Below are 17,513 nucleotides of genomic sequence, written 5' to 3'. Positions count from 1 at the left end.
GCTCACACGCCCCAGTCACCCATCTAGGGTGGCCTCGGTGTCGATGCCGTAGACCGCCGCCGGTGTTTCGACGTGCGCGCGCCGAACGGCGTCCTCGTGGCCGGATTCGAGGAGCCACCGCACGCGCCGCGGCACCGTCTTCGGCCCCATCACCGCGCCCGGCCGGTCGGCGTCGTCGATGAAATCCGTCTCCATCAAGAACCGCTCGCCCGACCCAACGGCGTCCTGGAGGTACTCCTTGTCGCACATCACGCTGGGCGTGCAGCCCGACAGCCGGCCACTCGCGTAGTGTTTCACGACCGCCTCGGATGCGAGCCCGGCCGCCGAAGCCCACTCGCCGACCGCGGTCAGGTCGTCGGTGGACTCGGTGTGCAACTGCAGCGAGACGCCCACGTCCGCCGCGCGCTCGCAGGCGTGTCGGATCACCGCGTTCGACGCCTCCCAGACGGCGCTGCTGACGTCGTAGTGTGGGCGCCCCGACTTCAGCGCGACCGCCCGCCCCTCGCTGGCGACCGCGGCGGCCGCGTCGATGCCCGCACACATGAGGTCCCGGGCGTCCCCCGGAGAGAACCCTCGCTCCTCGACCAGCCGGGAGACCAGCCCGGGATGCACGCCGAGCACCGGCCACGCCTCCCCGTCCAGGATCTCGCGGGCCGCCTCGACGAGGCGCGCTGTCTCCTCGAACACCGGCCGGAAGTCCGCGCCGGTGTCGGGCTCGACGCCGAGGTGCCAGGAGGGTTTGTTCACGACGAGCAGGTGCGTGCCGCCGGCCCGCGCGAAGTCACGGACCGCGTCGAGCCCCTGGTTCTCGGCGTCGAGATGGAGGTGGTCGTCGAGCACCGGCCGGTCGAACTCGCTCATGCACGGCGGTTCGCGCCTGCCCCCCGAAAGGCTGTCCGTCCCGGGTCGTCGCCGGGCCGTTGCACGCTGTGAGGCCGCGGCCAACGCTTAACCCCGATGCCCTGGAACGTCGAGGTGGACTCCCAGTATGCACGTCGACATCACCCACCGTCCGTCGTACGCGCACCTCGTCGTCGACCTCGACCCCGGCGAATCCATCCTCGCTGAACCCGGGGCGATGGTGAGCCACTCCGCGGGCGTCAGCATCGACACGTCGACCACCCGTGACGGCCTCCTCAGTTCCGCGAAGTCCATGCTCGGCGGCGAGTCGGCGTTCGCCAACGAGTTCGCCGCCGACCACGAGGCCGGCCGGGTCACACTCGCACCGCCGAAACCCGGCGACATCGCGCAGCACGACCTCGACGGTGAAACGCTGTACGCTGTCGACGGTGCGTTCCTCGCGTCCGACCCCAGCCTCGACGTGGCCTCCGAGTTCGGCGGCCTGAAGTCGCTGCTCGCGGGCGCGAGCATCACACCGCTGGCGCTCTCGGGCACCGGCACGGTGTTCCTTGAGGCGTTCGGCGGCATCGAGCGGGTTGATCTCGACCCCGGCGAGTCCTACGTCGTAGACAACGAACACGTCGTCGCCTGGGAGGAGTCCGTGGACTTCGACGCCCGCCGCGTCGGCGGCCTGAAGTCGACGCTGCTCAGCGGGGAAGGGCTCGTGATGGAGTTCACCGGCGGCGGCTCCGTCTGGTACCAGACCCGCGGCCTCGACGCGTTCACGAGCATCATCGCCGGCGCGCTCCCCATGGCCGAGCACGACTCCGACGGCGGCATCGACATCGACATCTGAGCCGGCGACGCCTGTGCGCCCGCCTACGCGTCGTCGCCGAGCACGACTGCGTCCGTCGCCGCGTTTCGGAGGGCGTCCGACCGGCCGTGCTCGCCCGGGGCGATGGCGAGCGTGCGCACCCCGCGGCGCTCGGCCTGCTCGAAGACCGGTTTGAAGTCGGTGTCCCGGGAGGCAACGGCCAGCACGTCCACGCCGTCGTCGAGCACCAGCTCCGTCGCGTCCACCGCGAGTTTCACGTCCACGTCGCCGCTGGTCACGCGCACGTCGTACCCTCGGGCTTCCCCGGCCTGGATGAGCGACGGCGTCGCGTGCTCGTCGAGGTAGAGCCGCGTCACGGCCAGCGGGCCGACTTCGCCGGCGATCTCCCGGACGTCGTCTAAGTCCACGTCGAACTCGTCGCGCAACACGTTCGGGCCGTCGACGAACAGCGCCACCCCGCCGGGCGTTTCACGATCCGCACGCAGCTCCCGCAGTCGGTCCATACGCCCGCTGGGCGGTCCCCGGCCAAGAGCGTGCCGGAACGACCCCGCTCTCCCGTTCGGTGTCGGACCGCCGCTGGCGGCAACCGGCAATATAAGTTTCGGCATCGCCAAGTTGCGTGCGTATGAGTGCCACGATCGAGCTGCGTGCGTTCCGTGACATCAACGAGCTGGCGGACGCAAGCGCGGCGACCGTTCGCGGACACATCGAACAACTGGCCGGTGTTGAGGCCGCCGTCTCGGTCACTGGGCTGACCTTTCTCGCACCCGAAGACCTCGGGCAACACCTCGGCACAGCCCAAACGTACGCCGCCTCGGTCCCCCTCGAATCCCGCCCGCACGGCGTGTTCTGCCTGAACCTCGGTGACACGGGCGGTGCGGCACTCGCCGAACAGATGACCGGCACGGAGATCGCCGGGACCCTCTCGAACATGCAGGAGAGCGCGCTCAAAGAGCTGATGAACATCCTGGCGTCGGGGTTCCTCGACGGGATCGCGAACTCCCTGGGGATCGAGATCATCCACGGACCCCCGACTGTATACCACGACTCCGGGCCGGTGATCGCCGACACCCTCCGCCCGTCCGGCACCGAGCAGCCGCTTTTGATCATGGTCAACCTCGGGGTGGAGCTCCCGGCGCTCACCGAGACTCCAGTGACGTTCTACCTGATCCCGTCCGCCGACGAGTTCGCGTCGCTGCTCAACGACCTCTCGTAGCCACCGCCACAGCGGGCGGCGCTCGAACCGATTTATCGAGCGCGACCTTAATCAGATAGTCTGTGAGTCGCCACAGATTATAGATCAGCGTCGACAGCGCAAAATTACACAGCCGAAGCCGGTAGTCCGTCGACGACGTCTTCGGCAGGAAATCTTTGATGGACTTGTACTGGTTCTCGATGTCCCAGCGCCGGCTGTAGCCGTTCACCACGCTCGCAACCTTTCCAAGCCCTACACGGTCCTTGTTGGTCACGAACACCGCGTACTTCCCACCAGCATCATCGGGTGCACTCGGCGCATACAGGAACTCCGCCTCATGGTGAATCTCGCCATTAATCCCCAGCGGAACATCGTGTTTGACGGCTTTATCCGCCGTCGGATGCTCCTGAACATTCTGAATCGCCGCTAACTCGTCTTCGTATCGCGGGACTGGCGATAGGTAGGTGAGCCCACGCTCGTCGACATCTACGTACACGCGATTCGCGTAGAATCTACGGTCGAACAGCGCCATGTCCAGGTCGATGAACTGCTCGGCTCGGTCGAGCAATCGGCTCACTAAGTCAGCTTTCGAGTATGACGCTCCATCATCACCCTCCCATGTAGAGTTCTCCTTGACTGGCTCAATCCCGAGGACGATTGGTGCGTGGTCGCCCACCAGTGTGATGGTGGCGTACTTGTAGCCGCGTTTGTACTCGCCGTCCTTCTTGTACCCACTCACCATCTTGGATGGTCTGGCTTCGTAACTCCCGCTTCCTTGTCTTCCCACGGCCAGACGTGGAACTGCTCGTGGTGATGTCGATGGCCGTAACGGTCTCCCGAGCGTTGAATGGATCGTCGCCACGAATCGAGTTGATGATGTTCTCCGTGGCAGCATTGAACGATGTCATAATCGCATCCCGAATCTGGTCGATTTCGGGCATCGCATCGTCGTCGTCGAAATCAGCGAACGTGAGCTGGCCATCTGACCCCTCTGGCGTGGCGCGATCTTCTTGATTGCTCGCAGGAATGTCGAGTCATCACAGACGAGGTCGTCGTCGGTGAGCCAGCCGTACTCGGCTTCCGAATGAGCACTTCCCTTGGTCGCGCAGATACTCGCGAACATACCCAAGATTGCCTCGTCGGAGTAGGTCTTGTGGGCAGCACGCTTCGTGTCGAACGTAATCGCCCCGCATTTTTTGTTTGAAGCTGAAGATGCAGGCGTATTTGTTCCCGTAGACTCCGTTTCTCAGTGGTAGTTCGGTTGCTATCTGTAGGTGTTTCTGGTTCTGTACTGAACGTGTGATGTTGGCGACTTTGGATAGGTCGGTTGGCCTGTTGTCTTCTTCACCTATCCAGCACTGTGCTGTTACGTTGACGGGGTAGGCTGATTTTTCTGCGTCGATTGGTGCTCCTTCCGGTTGTGTTGGGTATGCTGCAGACCAGTCCTTGAGTTCGCTCCAGTTGATCTGGAATTCTGCGTGGGTTGATCCATCGGTTGGCGGTGTCTGGAAGAAGTTGACTGTTATCTCTCCTTGTCCCGCTGTCGGGTAGCTACATTTCCAGTTTCCGTCTACGTATCTCCATGCGTATGCAGAGTTCTGTGCTCCTCTGCACTTTGGTGCGAATCCTCTGGGGAAACTGCCGTTGGTAGTATTCGAGTTTTCCTTGCTTGCGACGTAGGTTCCGTTGGCTGATCCGTTCACAGCAACCCAGGGGGAATGTTAGTCTGTTGGTGGTTTGTAGAAATCCAAACACCGAACCTGTGGTTTGTAGGCTCATAAGTACGCGAAGAAAGTGCTCGGTCGGTCCGTGTGTTCTACATGGGGACTGCCAGGTGTTTCTTCAATTACTGGGTGACGCTCAACAACGAGCTCACGTATTATTTAGGCGGCCGCGAGACCGCCGGGCTTACCGTTACGGAGACGCTGTAGCGATTGGATGCCGCCGTCAAACAGGCTCGCCTCAGCGACAATATCATCACTTGAAGCTTGGTTTCAGCGCTAGTTAATTCGAAGTGAAGGGCCGTGGCCAGCCAAGGAAATGCAACAGGTGCGTGGAAAATGAGTACCACTGGTAGTACTTTAACCGCTTGCGGCCGCATCAAGCTCTCTATAGAAAGACGCAAATTGAGGAGGTGCCGAACTAGATAGTGTCGTTGTATCGGTTGAAATACATTCTTTATTTATTGAAATGCCTACAGGCAGGCATCAATTCCAGTGCATGCTGGAAGCGACACGGCAACCCCAGGCAGGCAGGTATTTATAACGGCAATAGCACAAGGAACAGCAGTCACGCCTGTTGCACTACACCCAGCAGCAATGACTGCACAAGTTGGGGCAGCAGTGAACAAACTTGCCCCACATGCGACTAGTTCTTCATCGCATCCTTGAGTGGTAAGTTTCGGGGATGACTGAGTGATTTGTCTTGGGTTATCAGCATTCCCAACATAGATTTCACTGTCAGAGATAATTGTCACCTTAGTTTCCTCATTGGAGATCTTCGATTTTTTGGTTTCAGAGTCTGTGCTACCCTCATCCAATTCCGTGAACTCAACAGTGTCTTGTGGGTCCTTAGTCACCTGTTCTACTTGATTGAGAACCTGTGCACTAGTAACAGACCTAGTTCCAATTATTGGTCGTGTCGCAAAGTCCTCTAGAGTTCAGTAGCAACTGGCTCCCGTGAGGAACGGGACGCCTCTGGTGTCCACCCAAGAGGTGTCCCCATCCGTCTTTAGTTAAGCCTCACACCTCGGTTGTGTAGTGGTAGCGAGCGTCTCTTGTAAGATTGGTCGTTGCTTGTGGATCTTCTGAGCGTCTTCGATCAGCCGGTCGAGCAGCGGCGGTGGTGAATAGCCGAGGAACTCACCGAGTTCGTGGAGAATGAGCTGGGCGTGCGACCGGAAGGTCGCCGCCCAGCGCTCTGTCGGAAACACAAGCTCATCATCCGCCTGCTCAGTGACTAGATCCAACAGATCGCGGCTTACAAGCAGCGACAGCAGCGCTGCGTACAATAAGATCCTCACCACGTGTTCGTCACTCGTGTCGAACTCGTCCAATTCGTACTGCGTCTTCAGCTCCCGGAACAGCAACTCAACTTCCCACCGACAGCGGTAGATCTCCGCTAAATCCGCCGGAAAGAACTCCTTCCTCGCTAAATTCGTCATGTACAGGTGGTAGTCGTCGGCGTCCTCGTCGCGGACGCCGACGACGCGAAATCGCTTCGTATCTAGTGACCGCGTCCCATTGTACGGCCCTCGTTTGAATTCGACTTCGACTTCTACATCGATGTACTTCCGATCGAGATCGTCGAGAACAGCTCGGAGCTGCTTGCCCTCTAAGGGAATGGCGCGACCGCGCCATTCCCGTAACTCCCTCGTAATCAGCGGATTCGCGTTCTGCTTCAGCCGACTCACGAAGTAGCCGTCGTTTTCGTCGATCAGCGCAAACCGGCGGTACTTGAAGTAGGCGAGATCGAACAACACGAGGCGATTCTCAAGCCACGGCCCTGTTTTGAACAAGGTGCTGTCGTGCGTTTTCTCGTTAGCAGTATCGAGCCGTTCAATCGTCTGCTCTGTGGCATTGTGGAGCAGGTGGAGCTTCGCTCCAGCCTGCTCCTCGTGGCGGGCTTCGAACTGATCTGAGAGAAATTCGTGTAACCGCAACACCGTTCCATCAGCGATCATCACGTCTCTAAATCGGTCGATATCAGCGTCAACAGCGTTAGGAACAGCGACCTCGTCGAGACCATGCTCAACGAGGTCGCGGAGATACTCCGCAAGCGTCGGTGTCAACCGCTGATAGAATCCACCCGGAGAGATCGTCTCATCGGCAGTCGAGTTGTAACAGCGTCTAAACCCGGCGAGTGTTCGGCTTTCGCCTGCGGCGAAGCCGAACACGAATGCCCAAACGAAGGCAGGGATCTGGAGCTTGCGGTCACGTTCGACCACGCCGAGTTCCTCGGCGTGCTCTTCAAGGAACTCAGAGGGAAACAGTGTAGTGAGCCGACGCATAATCCGAGATGAGGAGTCCTTGTCGTGCACAGACTGGACTTCCTCATTCCTTCCGAAAGGTGCCTCGATAAGCCGCCGCTATCACGCGGTTTCTCGCTTAACTAAAGACGGATGGAGGTGTCCCATGCACGCCACAATCGACGTGCGGTTCACGATTAGCATCGACGAGGACAAAACGGTACCGCTCGCCACGCTTGCCGAATTCGTTACCGAGCAGAACGTCGAATCTGTACTGCTCGAATCGATGGTCGAGAGCCTCGACGCGAGCCGCGTCGAGGCGCTCTGTGGTGAGAAACACGCTCACGGCAATGGTGATCAGCGATTCCAACGCGCCGGTACTGACACCCGCACAGCCGTCACAACCGCCGGTGAGCACGAATTCGACCTTCACTACGTCGAAGACACCGCCGCTGACCACGACGAATCCAGCTACTTCCGGCCCGTCGAAGATGTTCTCAGCTTCGACGGGCAAAACCGCTATCAGCAGGACATCGCCGCCAAGAGCGTCGATCTCGCTACTTCGGTCAGCTATCGTGACGCTGCTGACCACGGCGACGGCATCCTCTCGAAGATGCCGTCGCCGACCACCATCAATCGTCGCGCCAAAGAGTACGGCAACAAGCTCAAGCAGTTCCTTCCAGACTGTGTCGCTGACACAGACGCTGACGCCGTTATTCCTGACGGCACGAAGTGTCACAGCCAAGACGACGACCGCGCGTACCACTCCGTCCAGGCCACGCTCGGCGAAGATACTGCCAAGGAATCACGCTCTCTGCTGGATCTCTCGATCAACGCTGACTGGGACGAGACAGCCGCCAAACTCGATGACATGGACGCAGTCACTGACGACGCGACGGTCGTCAGTGACGCTGATGAGGGTATCGTCACGGCATTTACCGACGAAAACCGTAATCATCAACTTGATCTCGTCCACGTCGGCCGAACGCTGGACTACAACCTCTGGGACGACGGCGTGTTCTCCTTGGATCGGCGGAACGAGATCGTCTCGGAGGTGATCGACGAGGTGTTCCATCTGAAGAATTCGGTCGCCAAGCACCGTCCAAACGAGGAGTTCGCGGCGATCCGCGAGCGGATCGCGCGAACGACCGAGCGTATCGAGAAGACAGCGTGGCAGTTGGATCAGTTCGGGTCAGAGAAAGCTGCGGGGTATCTACAGCGGTGGCTGCCGTCGATCGTGACGTTTGCCGAGCAGGCTGTCGAGGGGTTCGAGGTGCCGTGGACCTCGAACCCCGTCGAACGGCTGATGGGCGAAGTCAGCAAGCGGTGCAAGAACCAGTGGATGCGCTGGACAACGGAGGGGTTAGAGGCGATACTCCAGCTTCGGCTGGTGAAGTACGCCGATCCAGAGCACTACCAGTCGTTCCTCGACGAACTGCTCCAGCGATCGACCAAAACAGCAATGAGCTGTGACCTCTCAATTGAGAGCACCAGAGGCAAACTCTAGACCGCTTTGCGACGCGACCAACCTCCTAATCCACCTGAGTACCTCCACCTGTGGTGGGGCACGTCTCAAGAAACATTCGGAGACCATTGAGGATTTGACCCCTTTCTTGGGTATCGTATGCTCCCCAGTCCGAAACCCGGGAACGAAGAGCACGACTACCGGCAATATCTGCTATTAGCGCAGCCCGAGAGGGCCACTGACCGACCTGCCCCGAGTCAGATTGCAGAAGCCGCGCTTCATTACGAGTAACGAGTTCAAACTGGTTGTAATCATCTTCAACGCACAAGGCTTCTGCAACCTCCGATGTAGTAATCCCTGTGTCGGCAAGTGGTTCGGTCTCCTCGAACCACACTGTCTCGAATGAATCAGTGAGACAGAGGTCGTCTGCGCCCGCGCACGGCCTAGAATTTCGTGTTCTAAGAAGTACGTTTCCAGGTTCCCCTTCGTGGCGGCTGCTCACCACCAGGCGACTCAGCATTTTCAGTAACGGTTCCACCAACACTAGTCGAACGATTCGATGCTGTGGACTCCTCGTTAGAGTCCGTGGGGATTGCTTCCTCTGCTGAAGATGAGTTTGCTGCCTCAACACCACCAAATCCAGAAGCAATCTCTGGTTCCGGGTCCTTTCCAAACCAGCGAAGGGCTCTCGGGGGAGATACTGCTTTGTTAGTGTTGGCGTGCCCGGAATCAAAACGCCGACACGCCGCCGTTTCGTATCGCGTCCAGTGGTTTATGCCATCGCGGGGGACGCACCAGCACACCTGTTTACGAAAGCCTTACTTCCCGGGACGCGACGGGCCACGTATGGGTCTTCGAACGTCGCCGCTGCACGGCCGACACGAGGACCGCGGCGCCTCCTTCACGGAGTTCGGCGGCTGGAACATGCCCGTCGACTTCGACGGGATCCAGGCGGAGCACGCCGCGGTTCGGGAGGCCGCGGGCATCTTCGACGTCTCGCACATGGGCGAGATCGAGGTGTCCGGGCCGGACGCCGAACGACTGATGCAGCGACTGACCACGAACGACGTGTCGCGTCTCGACCCCGGGGACGCACAGTACGCCGCCATCACCGACGATGACGGCATCATGATCGACGACACCGTGGTCTATCGCACCCCCGCCGACTGGCCCGGCGCGTTCCTGTTCGTACCCAACGCCGGCCACGACGCGGCGGCGTTCGACCGGTGGACCGACCACCGGGACGCCCACGACCTCGACGCGTCCGTCGACAACGTCACCACGGACTACGGGATGGTGGCCGTCCAGGGGCCGGACGCGCCCGACCTGGTCGCGGCGCGCGCCGGCGATGGCGTCCACGACCTCGGACGCTTCGAGGCCGCGACCGTCGGCGTCGCGGGCGTCGAGTGCCTCATGGCGAACACCGGCTACACGGGCGAAGCGGGCGTCGAGATCGTGTTCCCGGCCGACGGCGCGGGCGCGGTCTGGGACGCCATCGCGAACGACTGCCAGCCCTGCGGGCTCGGCGCGCGGGACACCCTCCGCATGGAGCATGGCTTCCTGCTGTCCGGGCAGGACTTCGACCCCGAGGAGAACCCGCGGACGCCGTTCGAGGCGGGCATCGGCTTCGCCGTCGCGCCGGAGTCGGGGTTCGTCGGGCGGGACGCGCTCGCCGATACGGACAGCCCCGAACAGCAGTTCGTGGGGCTGACGCTGGACGAGCGTGGCGTCCCGCGGCACGGCTACGCCGTCACGACCCCTGCTGGGGACGAGATCGGAACCGTCACCAGCGGGACGATGAGTCCCACCCTGGGCGAGCCCATCGGGCTCGGATACGTCGACAGCGCGCACGCCGCCGACGGCACGACTGTTGCGGTGCGGATCCGTGGCACCGACAAGCAAGCAACCATCACGACACCACCCTTCCTCGACCAATGAGCTTCGACGTTCCTGACGACCTGCAGTATCTCGAATCACACGAATGGATCGACCCTGCGACCGGCCGCGTCGGCATCAGCGAGTTCGCCCAAGACGAACTCGGCGATGTCGTGTTCGTGGAGCTGCCGAGCGTCGGCGACGCGCTCGACCAGCACGACGAGCTCGGCGTCGTCGAGTCTATCAAGGCGGTTTCGGACCTGTACGCGCCCGTTTCGGGCGAGGTGACGGCGGTCAACGACGCCCTGACGAACGAGCCGGAGTTGGTCAACGAGGCCCCCTTCGGCGACGGCTGGCTGGTCGAGATCGACTTCGACAGCGACGACCTCGAAGCGACGCTTGACTCCGACGACTACCGCGCACAGATCGCGTGACGGCGGGCACACAGTCCAGCCGGCGGTGATCGCGTCGGCACCGCTGCCGGCCGCCACGAGACTGGGCGGCGCGCGCCCTCGGAACAGCCCACCACACCGCGTGTTTGTGTACAGACGCCTCTCACCGCAGCCAAGTATTCATATACTTGCATATTTTCGCGGGGTGCGACGTTCCGGAACCGGGGGAATCTTTACCACAGGGTCGTAACGTCGGCTCATGAGAGCCATCGGAACCGTCGGCGTCGCGGCCGGGAGGCAACGGACCCAACGATGAGCGGCAGCCCGTACGCGTCCCCAAGCGAGGCGGACACCGACGCGATGCTCGACGCGGTCGGCGTCGACAGGGTCGACGAGCTGTTCGACATCCCCCCGGAAGTGAGCTTCGACGGCGAGTTCGGCATCGACACGAAATCCGAGCAGGCAGCGCTTCGCGGTGTCAGGCGGCGGCTGTCGAACAACGACGACCTCACGGAGTTCCTCGGGCGCGGCCACTACGAACACTACGTGCCGTCGCTGGTGGACAGCGTCTCCCAGCGCTCGGAGTTCATCACCTCCTACACCCAGTACCAGCCCGAGATCACACAGGGGTTCCTCCAGGTGTTGTTCGAGTACCAGAGCCTCCTGGTTGAGCTCACCGGACTGGGGGTTGCGAACTGCTCGATGTACGACGCGGCGACCGCCCTCGCCGAGGCCGCACTGCTCGCCAAGCGCGTGCGCGCCGCCGACGGCAACCGCGTCCTCGTTCCCGGCTTCGTCCGGGACAGCCACGTCGACGTGCTCCGGAACTACACGAGCGGATCGGACGTGGTGGTCGAACGGTACGCCACCGACGCCGGCAACGTTGATCTCGACGCACTCGAGGCGGCGATGGACGCCGACGTCGTGATGGTGTACGCCGAGAACCCGACGACGTGTGGCACCGTCGAGGAGCAGCTGTGCGCCGTCGGCGACCTCGCGGACAGCCACGACGCGCTGTTCTGCCTGGGCTCGGACCCGGTCGCGATGTCGATCCTGCAGCGGCCGGTCGACGTGGGCGCGGACGTCGTCGTCGGCGACGCCAGCGTGCTCGGGATGCCCACGAGCTACGGCACCGGGTTGGGCGTGTTCGCCACCCGCGAGGAGTTCCTCCGGCAGGTCCCCGGCCGGCTCGTCGGTGCCAGCGAGGACGACGCCGGCACGCGGGCGTTCACCCTCACGCTCCAGACCCGCGAGCAACACATCCGCAAGGAGCGCGCCACGTCGAACATCTGCACGAACCAGGCGTGGGTCGCGCTCCGGGCCGCGATCCACGCGGCGTGGCTGGGTGCCGACGGGCTCGTCGACCTCGCCGAGCGTATGGTCGAGTTGCCCCGTGATCTCGCCGCGCGCCTCGACGACGTTTCGGGGGTGACGGCGCCGGTCCACGACGACCGCCACCACATCCGGGAGTTCCAGGCCCGCACCGAACAACCCGCGCCCGCCGTCGCCAGCGCGCTTGAGGCCGAGGGGTTCGGGGTCCACGCCGTCGACGACCACACCATCCAGGTGTGTGTTACGGACGCCAACGAGCACGCGACCGACGCGTTCGTTGCTGCGGTCCGGGAGGTGAGTGAGTGATGGAGCACTACGAACAGGCCCGCTACGCGCCCGCCGAGGGGGAGACGAACGAGCCGCTGCTCAGCGAGAACGACCAGACCACCGTCTCGGTCGACTCCTCGCTGCCCGACGACCTGACCCGGGACACCGTCGAGTTGCCGTCGCTTGAGGAGCCCGAGCTGGCCCGCCATTACGTCCGGCTGAGCCAGCAGAACTACGGCGTCGACTCCGGCCCCTATCCGCTCGGCTCCTGCACGATGAAGTACAACCCCCGGTTCACCGAGGACGCCGCCGCGCTCCCCGCGGCCGCGGTTCATCCGGATCGCTCGGAGACCGCCCTTCAGGGCACGCTGGCCGTCATGCACGACCTCCAGGACTACCTCGGGCGCATCGGCGGCATGGATGCGGTCACCCTCCAGCCGCCGGCCGGGGCTGCCGGCGAGTTCACCGGCATCCTGATCGCGGAGGCCTACCACGAGGCCACCGACGACGGCCACCGCAACGAGGTCATCGTCCCGGACGCCGCCCACGGCACGAACTTCGCGTCGGCCGCGCTCGGCGGCTACGACGTCATCGAGTTGCCGTCCGGCGACGACGGCCGCGTCGATCTCGACGCGCTCGAAGCCGCGCTCGGGGAGAACACCGCCGCGTTGATGTTGACGAACCCGAACACGCTGGGGCTGTTCGAGCGCGACATCGAACCCATCGCGGAGATGGTCCACGACGCCGGCGGGCTGCTGTACTACGACGGCGCGAACCTGAACGCCCTGCTGGGGCGCGCACGCCCCGGCGACATGGGCTTCGACATCATGCATTTCAACGTCCACAAGACGTTCGCCACCCCCCACGGCGGCGGCGGGCCGGGGGCGGGGCCTGTGGGCGTCACCGACGAGCTCGCGGGGTTCCTCCCGGACCCACACGTCAGGCAGTCCGCGGGCGGCGACTACGAGCTGTACACGCCCCCGCGATCAATCGGGAAAGTCCACGGGTTCCAGGGCAACTGGCCGGTGCTCGTGAAGGCGTTCGCGTACATCGACCGCCTGGGGGACAGCGGGCTCGCCGACGCCTCCGCGAAGGCCGTGCTGAACGCGAACTACCTCGCCGACCAACTCGACTACGAGATCCCGCTGGGGCCGTTCCACCACGAGTTCGTCGCGAGCGCGGGCGACCAGGACGCCGCCGACGTCGCCAAGCGCATGCTCGACTACGGGGTCCATCCGCCGACGACGAAGTGGCCCGAGCTCGTCGCGGAGGCGCTGATGACCGAGCCAACCGAGACCGAGAGCAAACGCACGCTCGATGACCTCGCGGACGCGTTCAACGCTGTCGCCGGCGACGACGACGCGGCGCTCGCGGACGCGCCCAGTCGCACGACTGCGCGCCGCATCGACCAGACGGCCGCCGCCCGCAACCCGCGGTTGTCCTGGCACGACCTGGACTAACCGGCGGCGCTCACTGCGGTGTGTCCCCGACGTGCACTGACACATCGCCGTCGGCCGTCAGCCCCACCGTGATCGGGGCTTCGAGCTGGTTTTTCGTCGTGTGGTCGCCCAGCGTCTCGTACAACGAGAGATACAGCTCGGGCCGACAGTGCGCGATCTTCAGGTCGGCCTCGTCACCGTGCGCGTAGACGGCCTCCACCAGCGCGTCGAAGCGCTCGCCGGCCGGCACCGTGAACTGGATCGGTGCCTGCAGTGTGTCCGCAAGCCGGAGGGTCCGGCGCGCCTGCTCGATGTTCGTGCGGGCGGCGCGCTCGATGGCGCTGATGTTCGCGTCCGTGGTGCCGAGTCGGTCCGCGATCTCCTGTTGGGTGTCCCCCTGCTCGCGGAGCGTGAGCACCTCCACCTGCCGCTCGGTCAACACCGTGTCGTCGGCTGTGAGCACACGCGGTCAAACAAAACCAGTTGAGTTAGCCTTATCGGTCAATGAGAACGAGTTGTGCTCATGACGGGCACCGCACCAGTATCGCGGCGGCAGTACCTGGGGACCGCCGGCGCGATCATCGGAACCACTGCGGGCTGTCTCACCGGCGCTAACGCGTCGATCCACGTGTTGGCGGCGGGCAGCCTCACATCCACCATTGAGGACCACATCCGGCCGGCCTTCGAGGACGCCACCGACCACACCCTCCGGCCCGAATACCACGGCTCGACGACCCTGCTGCAGTTGATCAGCGACGGCACCAAACACCCCGATGTCGCCATCAGCGCGGACGCCACGCTGTTGCGAACGCGGCTGTTCGACGCCCACGCCGACTGGGCCCTGGAGTTCGCGTCCAACCGCCTGGGCATCTGTTACGTGCCCTCGACGCCGCTTGGCCGCCGTCTCGCGGCGGGAACGCCGTGGTGGCGGGCCGCCGTGGACGCCGCGCCCGACACCATCGCGGTCAGCGACCCCGCACTCGACCCGCTGGGGTACCGCACGCTGATGGCGTTCACGCTCGCCGCCACCGCTCACGACTCGCCGGACCTGCGCGCGGACCTCGACCCCGCAACGGTCACCAAACCGAGCGAGTCCCAGCTGCTGGCGGACGTCGAAACCGGCAACCACGCCGCCGCGGTCGTCTACGAGAACATGGCCCTCGACCACGACCTCCCGTTTCTCGGTTTCCCGGACGCGTACAACTTCGCCGCCCCGGAGCGCGCCGACCACTACGCGTCCGCGACCTACACGACCGACGACGGCACCCGCATCCACGGCCGCCCGATCACCTACGCGACGACCGTGCTGAACGACGCATCGAACACCGCGGGCGGCCGCGCATTCGTGCGATTCCTCGCAGCCAATCCCGACGTGGTTCGTGAGGCCGGGCTGGCGGTCCCCGAGTCACTCCCCACCCATCAGGGCGCGCTCCCCGACGCGCTTGAGCGATGACCGCGGGCACCCCCATCGGCGAAGCCACCAGACGCCACTGGCTGCCCGTCGCCCTCGGCGCGGTGCTGGTGGCGTACCTGGTCGTGCCGTTCGTCGCGTTCCTCGCGCACACCGGCGCTGCCGACATCGGCAGCCGGCTCACGACCCCCGACGCACGCGCCGCCATCCGCACCTCGCTGGCCACCGCCACGGCCGCCACGGTCTTGGCGACCGTGTTCGGCGTGCCGCTGGCGTACACCCTCGCCCGCGCAACCTTCCCCGGGAAGCGCCTCGTGAACGGCCTGGTCGTGCTCCCGCTCGTGGTGCCGCCGCTGGTCGGCGGCACGATGCTGCTCACGGTCGTCGGGCGGTTCACCCCGCTGGGCGCGTGGGCCGCCGCGGCCGGCATCCCGCTCACGAACAGCCCCATCGGTGTCGTGCTCGCGCAGACGTTCGTCGCCGCGCCGTTCCTCGTGGTCGCCGCGCGCTCGGGGTTCGACGGCGTCGACCCGCGCTTCGAGGACGCCGCCCGGTCGCTTGGCCGCGGCCCGCTTGCGACGTTCTGGACGGTGTCGATCCCGCTGGCCCGGCCCGCCATCCTCGCCGGGATCGTGCTGACGTTCGCGCGCGCACTCGGCGAGTTCGGCGCGACGATGATGGTCGCGACCACCCCCCGGACCGTGCCGATCCGCATCTGGGTCGCGTTCCGCAGCGACGGCATCGACGCCGTCGTTCCGCTGGCGGTCGCGTTGCTGGTGATCACGCTGTTCGTCGTTGGGGCCGTTCACCGCCTCGGCGAACAGGCGGCCGCAGTGCCCCCCGAGTAAGCAGTGTCGGCGGCGAGCTACGCTGTCGCCGTCGAGATGTCGTCGTCGGCGGCGATCCGGATGAACCCGTATTCGCAGTCCGGACACGACCATTTCGTCTTCAGGCCGAGGTGGACGTTCATCGCTGCGGTCCGGTAGAACGCGCGTTCGGCCTCGCAGTTCGGGCAGTGGTGGTCGAGTTCAGTGGCCATACTGTTGGGTGGCGAACCCACGCAATTGAACGTACTGATTCAGCGGCCGTCCCTCGCTGTTGGCCGGCCCGCACGCGGTAGCCAACAGTATAAACCACAAATCACGATACAAATAGAGTGGGCTCAGTAGTTGAGGCCGGTCATCTCAGTGCGTATGGCGTGCGTAGGTTCGGGGAATCCCAAAGAGATCAGCGACGGACAGACGAAGACGACACCTCACTGGGTACGGCTCCCAGTGCGAAGCAGAGCGCGGCTACAAGTCCATCAAACGGTTCATGGCCGCCACAACGTCGAAACACTTCGGCCTGCGGTGCTTCTACTTCGGGTTCGCGTGTCTCTCGTACCCGATCTGGCGGGCCGCTGATTTGCTCGTACAGGTGGAGTCGACCGGTGCGTATGAACACTCGCCGATCGTGACGGCTGAGAACACGCTGACGCTGGTGGAGAAGGAGACAGAAATCGGATCCTATCGGAACTCTCTGGTCGTAGTCGCCCGGGACCTATCTGGCAGCACTATCCGGAGTCTCAAAATCTCCTGAATTAGTTACGCACCAAACGAGAACGCCGGTTTAGCGCGCAATCTGAAGCAGATACTGCTCGACGATACGGCCGATACTACGCATCACAGGCCCGCTATACCCACTGTAGTCTCAACTCCCAGCGTGATCGAGCGGACGAATCCACACCGGGGATCACTTGCACAACCTGAGAGACAAATAGACACTGACCCAGGGATGCCTGATTCCGATAAGCTGCGGAAGATATTGATATCTAGTGATTACAACATAAGCTAGCCGAATAATTTACTTTCTGTGGGTGAAGGCATACCTCTACCTGAAGAAATAGTTGCGTCTGGCGACGTAATGTCAGTAGGATTATCACTAAGGTCACATGAAGTAACTCCTAGAGCGGCCGACGCGTCTTAGAAGACAAGCGAAAGTCATCTTCGGTGTAGATCTCTGAAAGCAATTCTCGCCACGGCCTCCTCGCTTCCCGACTTCACTCATCTAGCCCATATCAATTAGACAATCGCGACACGGAGATAGTACCATTCCTCGTTGTACTTCACGTACTTCGTCCGGCCTTTGTCGTGGAACTCGAATACATCCTGTTCCGCGTTACAAGAGCAGTTGTACGAGTTCAGAAAGACGCGCTGTTGGCTCTCGTTTAGCTCGGAGAAGATCTCCCTGTTACTCTCATTGACTTGTTTTGCAGTCGATTCACCCACCTTACTGATCGACAACAGATTGTCACCTTGTTGGGGTTCTTTACTCGTGGATGTCGTGTCTTCCGTTGTTGTTGTAGCTGAAGTGACCGTTGGAGATGTAGTGGATGCCGTACTCGCTGTTGGTGTTCCACTCTGCGTCCCAGAACAGCCGGCAAGGGCTATGCTACTAACGACCAGAGCGGCTATAAGGACAACTCGCGGCCGCATATATTGAATTAACTTACGGTA

General features: G+C 63.1%; 15 protein-coding genes and 2 pseudogenes. 10 read left to right on the top strand and 7 right to left on the bottom strand.

Annotation, left to right across the window (positions count from 1 at the left end; all coding sequences use genetic code 11):
- Positions 1-15: 15 nt before the first annotated feature.
- Positions 16-861: a TatD family hydrolase gene (locus ACOZ32_RS11705; protein WP_205250879.1), complete on the bottom strand. Its 846-nt coding sequence runs from the start codon at positions 859-861 to the stop codon at positions 16-18.
- A 127-nt stretch (positions 862-988) separates the two neighbouring features.
- Here ACOZ32_RS11705 and ACOZ32_RS11700 point away from each other — a divergent pair, with 127 nt between their 5' ends.
- Positions 989-1,696, top strand: a complete 708-nt coding sequence (locus ACOZ32_RS11700) for a TIGR00266 family protein (protein WP_205250878.1) — start codon at positions 989-991, stop codon at positions 1,694-1,696.
- 23 nt (positions 1,697-1,719) lie between these two features.
- Here ACOZ32_RS11700 and ACOZ32_RS11695 read toward each other — a convergent pair whose 3' ends face one another.
- Entirely contained in the window at positions 1,720-2,178 is a 459-nt protein-coding gene (locus ACOZ32_RS11695) for an NYN domain-containing protein (RefSeq protein ID WP_205250877.1), read from the bottom strand.
- A gap of 122 nt (positions 2,179-2,300) precedes the next feature.
- Between ACOZ32_RS11695 and ACOZ32_RS11690 the strand changes: the two genes are divergently transcribed.
- Positions 2,301-2,891 (top strand): chemotaxis protein CheC, encoded by a 591-nt coding sequence (locus ACOZ32_RS11690; RefSeq protein ID WP_010903169.1) that lies wholly within the window; start codon positions 2,301-2,303, stop codon positions 2,889-2,891.
- Here ACOZ32_RS11690 and ACOZ32_RS11685 read toward each other — a convergent pair.
- Both ACOZ32_RS11685 and ACOZ32_RS11680 read right to left on the bottom strand, forming a co-directional pair.
- Positions 2,875-4,050: pseudogene (locus tag ACOZ32_RS11685) on the bottom strand (transposase); the annotation flags it as partial. The gene ACOZ32_RS11690 and the pseudogene ACOZ32_RS11685 overlap by 17 nt on opposite strands.
- A gap of 1,554 nt (positions 4,051-5,604) precedes the next feature.
- The gene (locus ACOZ32_RS11680) at positions 5,605-6,879 is read right to left on the bottom strand and encodes an IS4-like element ISH8A family transposase (protein ID WP_006183907.1); all 1,275 of its coding nucleotides are present in this window, start codon (positions 6,877-6,879) and stop codon (positions 5,605-5,607) included.
- Positions 6,880-7,003: 124 nt separating this feature from the next.
- On the opposite strand from ACOZ32_RS11680, the gene ACOZ32_RS11675 reads away from it, so the two are divergent.
- The 5 genes from ACOZ32_RS11675 (at position 7,004) to gcvPB (ending at position 13,628) form a co-directional block, all read left to right on the top strand.
- Positions 7,004-8,344 (top strand): ISH6 family transposase, encoded by a 1,341-nt coding sequence (locus tag ACOZ32_RS11675; protein WP_179908185.1) that lies wholly within the window; start codon positions 7,004-7,006, stop codon positions 8,342-8,344.
- Between the two features lie 804 nt (positions 8,345-9,148).
- The gene (gene gcvT / locus ACOZ32_RS11670; RefSeq protein ID WP_205250875.1) at positions 9,149-10,240 is read left to right on the top strand and encodes a glycine cleavage system aminomethyltransferase GcvT; all 1,092 of its coding nucleotides are present in this window, start codon (positions 9,149-9,151) and stop codon (positions 10,238-10,240) included.
- Positions 10,237-10,611 (top strand): glycine cleavage system protein GcvH, encoded by a 375-nt coding sequence (gene gcvH / locus ACOZ32_RS11665; protein ID WP_010903167.1) that lies wholly within the window; start codon positions 10,237-10,239, stop codon positions 10,609-10,611. The genes gcvT and gcvH overlap by 4 nt, the downstream gene beginning before the upstream one ends.
- 270 nt (positions 10,612-10,881) lie before the next feature.
- Positions 10,882-12,207: an aminomethyl-transferring glycine dehydrogenase subunit GcvPA gene (gene gcvPA / locus ACOZ32_RS11660; protein WP_205250874.1), complete on the top strand. Its 1,326-nt coding sequence runs from the start codon at positions 10,882-10,884 to the stop codon at positions 12,205-12,207.
- Positions 12,207-13,628 (top strand): aminomethyl-transferring glycine dehydrogenase subunit GcvPB, encoded by a 1,422-nt coding sequence (gcvPB, locus tag ACOZ32_RS11655; protein ID WP_205250873.1) that lies wholly within the window; start codon positions 12,207-12,209, stop codon positions 13,626-13,628. The genes gcvPA and gcvPB overlap by 1 nt, the downstream gene beginning before the upstream one ends.
- Positions 13,629-13,638: 10 nt before the next feature.
- On the opposite strand, the gene ACOZ32_RS11650 is transcribed toward gcvPB, so the two are convergent.
- Entirely contained in the window at positions 13,639-14,070 is a 432-nt protein-coding gene (locus ACOZ32_RS11650; RefSeq protein WP_010903164.1) for a Tfx family DNA-binding protein, read from the bottom strand.
- Positions 14,071-14,130: 60 nt separating this feature from the next.
- Here ACOZ32_RS11650 and ACOZ32_RS11645 point away from each other — a divergent pair, with 60 nt between their 5' ends.
- Together ACOZ32_RS11645 and ACOZ32_RS11640 are read left to right on the top strand one after the other, a co-directional pair.
- Positions 14,131-15,060 (top strand): extracellular solute-binding protein, encoded by a 930-nt coding sequence (locus tag ACOZ32_RS11645; RefSeq protein ID WP_424335237.1) that lies wholly within the window; start codon positions 14,131-14,133, stop codon positions 15,058-15,060.
- Positions 15,057-15,866, top strand: coding sequence for an ABC transporter permease (locus ACOZ32_RS11640; protein WP_424335236.1), 810 nt, complete (start codon positions 15,057-15,059; stop codon positions 15,864-15,866). Before ACOZ32_RS11645 ends, ACOZ32_RS11640 begins: the two co-directional genes overlap by 4 nt.
- A gap of 17 nt (positions 15,867-15,883) precedes the next feature.
- Here the strand turns inward: ACOZ32_RS11640 and ACOZ32_RS11635 are convergent, their stop codons facing one another.
- On the bottom strand, positions 15,884-16,057 hold the full coding sequence (locus tag ACOZ32_RS11635; RefSeq protein WP_010903161.1) for a hypothetical protein: 174 nt from the start codon (positions 16,055-16,057) through the stop codon (positions 15,884-15,886).
- 212 nt (positions 16,058-16,269) lie between these two features.
- Between ACOZ32_RS11635 and ACOZ32_RS11630 the strand changes: the two are divergent.
- Positions 16,270-16,521: pseudogene (locus ACOZ32_RS11630) on the top strand (transposase); the annotation flags it as partial.
- Between the two features lie 557 nt (positions 16,522-17,078).
- On the opposite strand, the gene ACOZ32_RS11625 reads toward ACOZ32_RS11630, so the two are convergent.
- Positions 17,079-17,492, bottom strand: a complete 414-nt coding sequence (locus ACOZ32_RS11625) for a hypothetical protein (protein WP_338416948.1) — start codon at positions 17,490-17,492, stop codon at positions 17,079-17,081.
- Positions 17,493-17,513: the final 21 nt, after the last annotated feature.

This window comes from Halobacterium sp. MBLA0001, assembly GCF_049705385.1.
Taxonomy (GTDB): Archaea; Halobacteriota; Halobacteria; order Halobacteriales; family Halobacteriaceae; genus Halobacterium; species Halobacterium salinarum.
The sequence above is the reverse complement of the archived record's forward strand: the minus strand, read 5'-3'. Positions and strand labels throughout refer to the sequence as shown.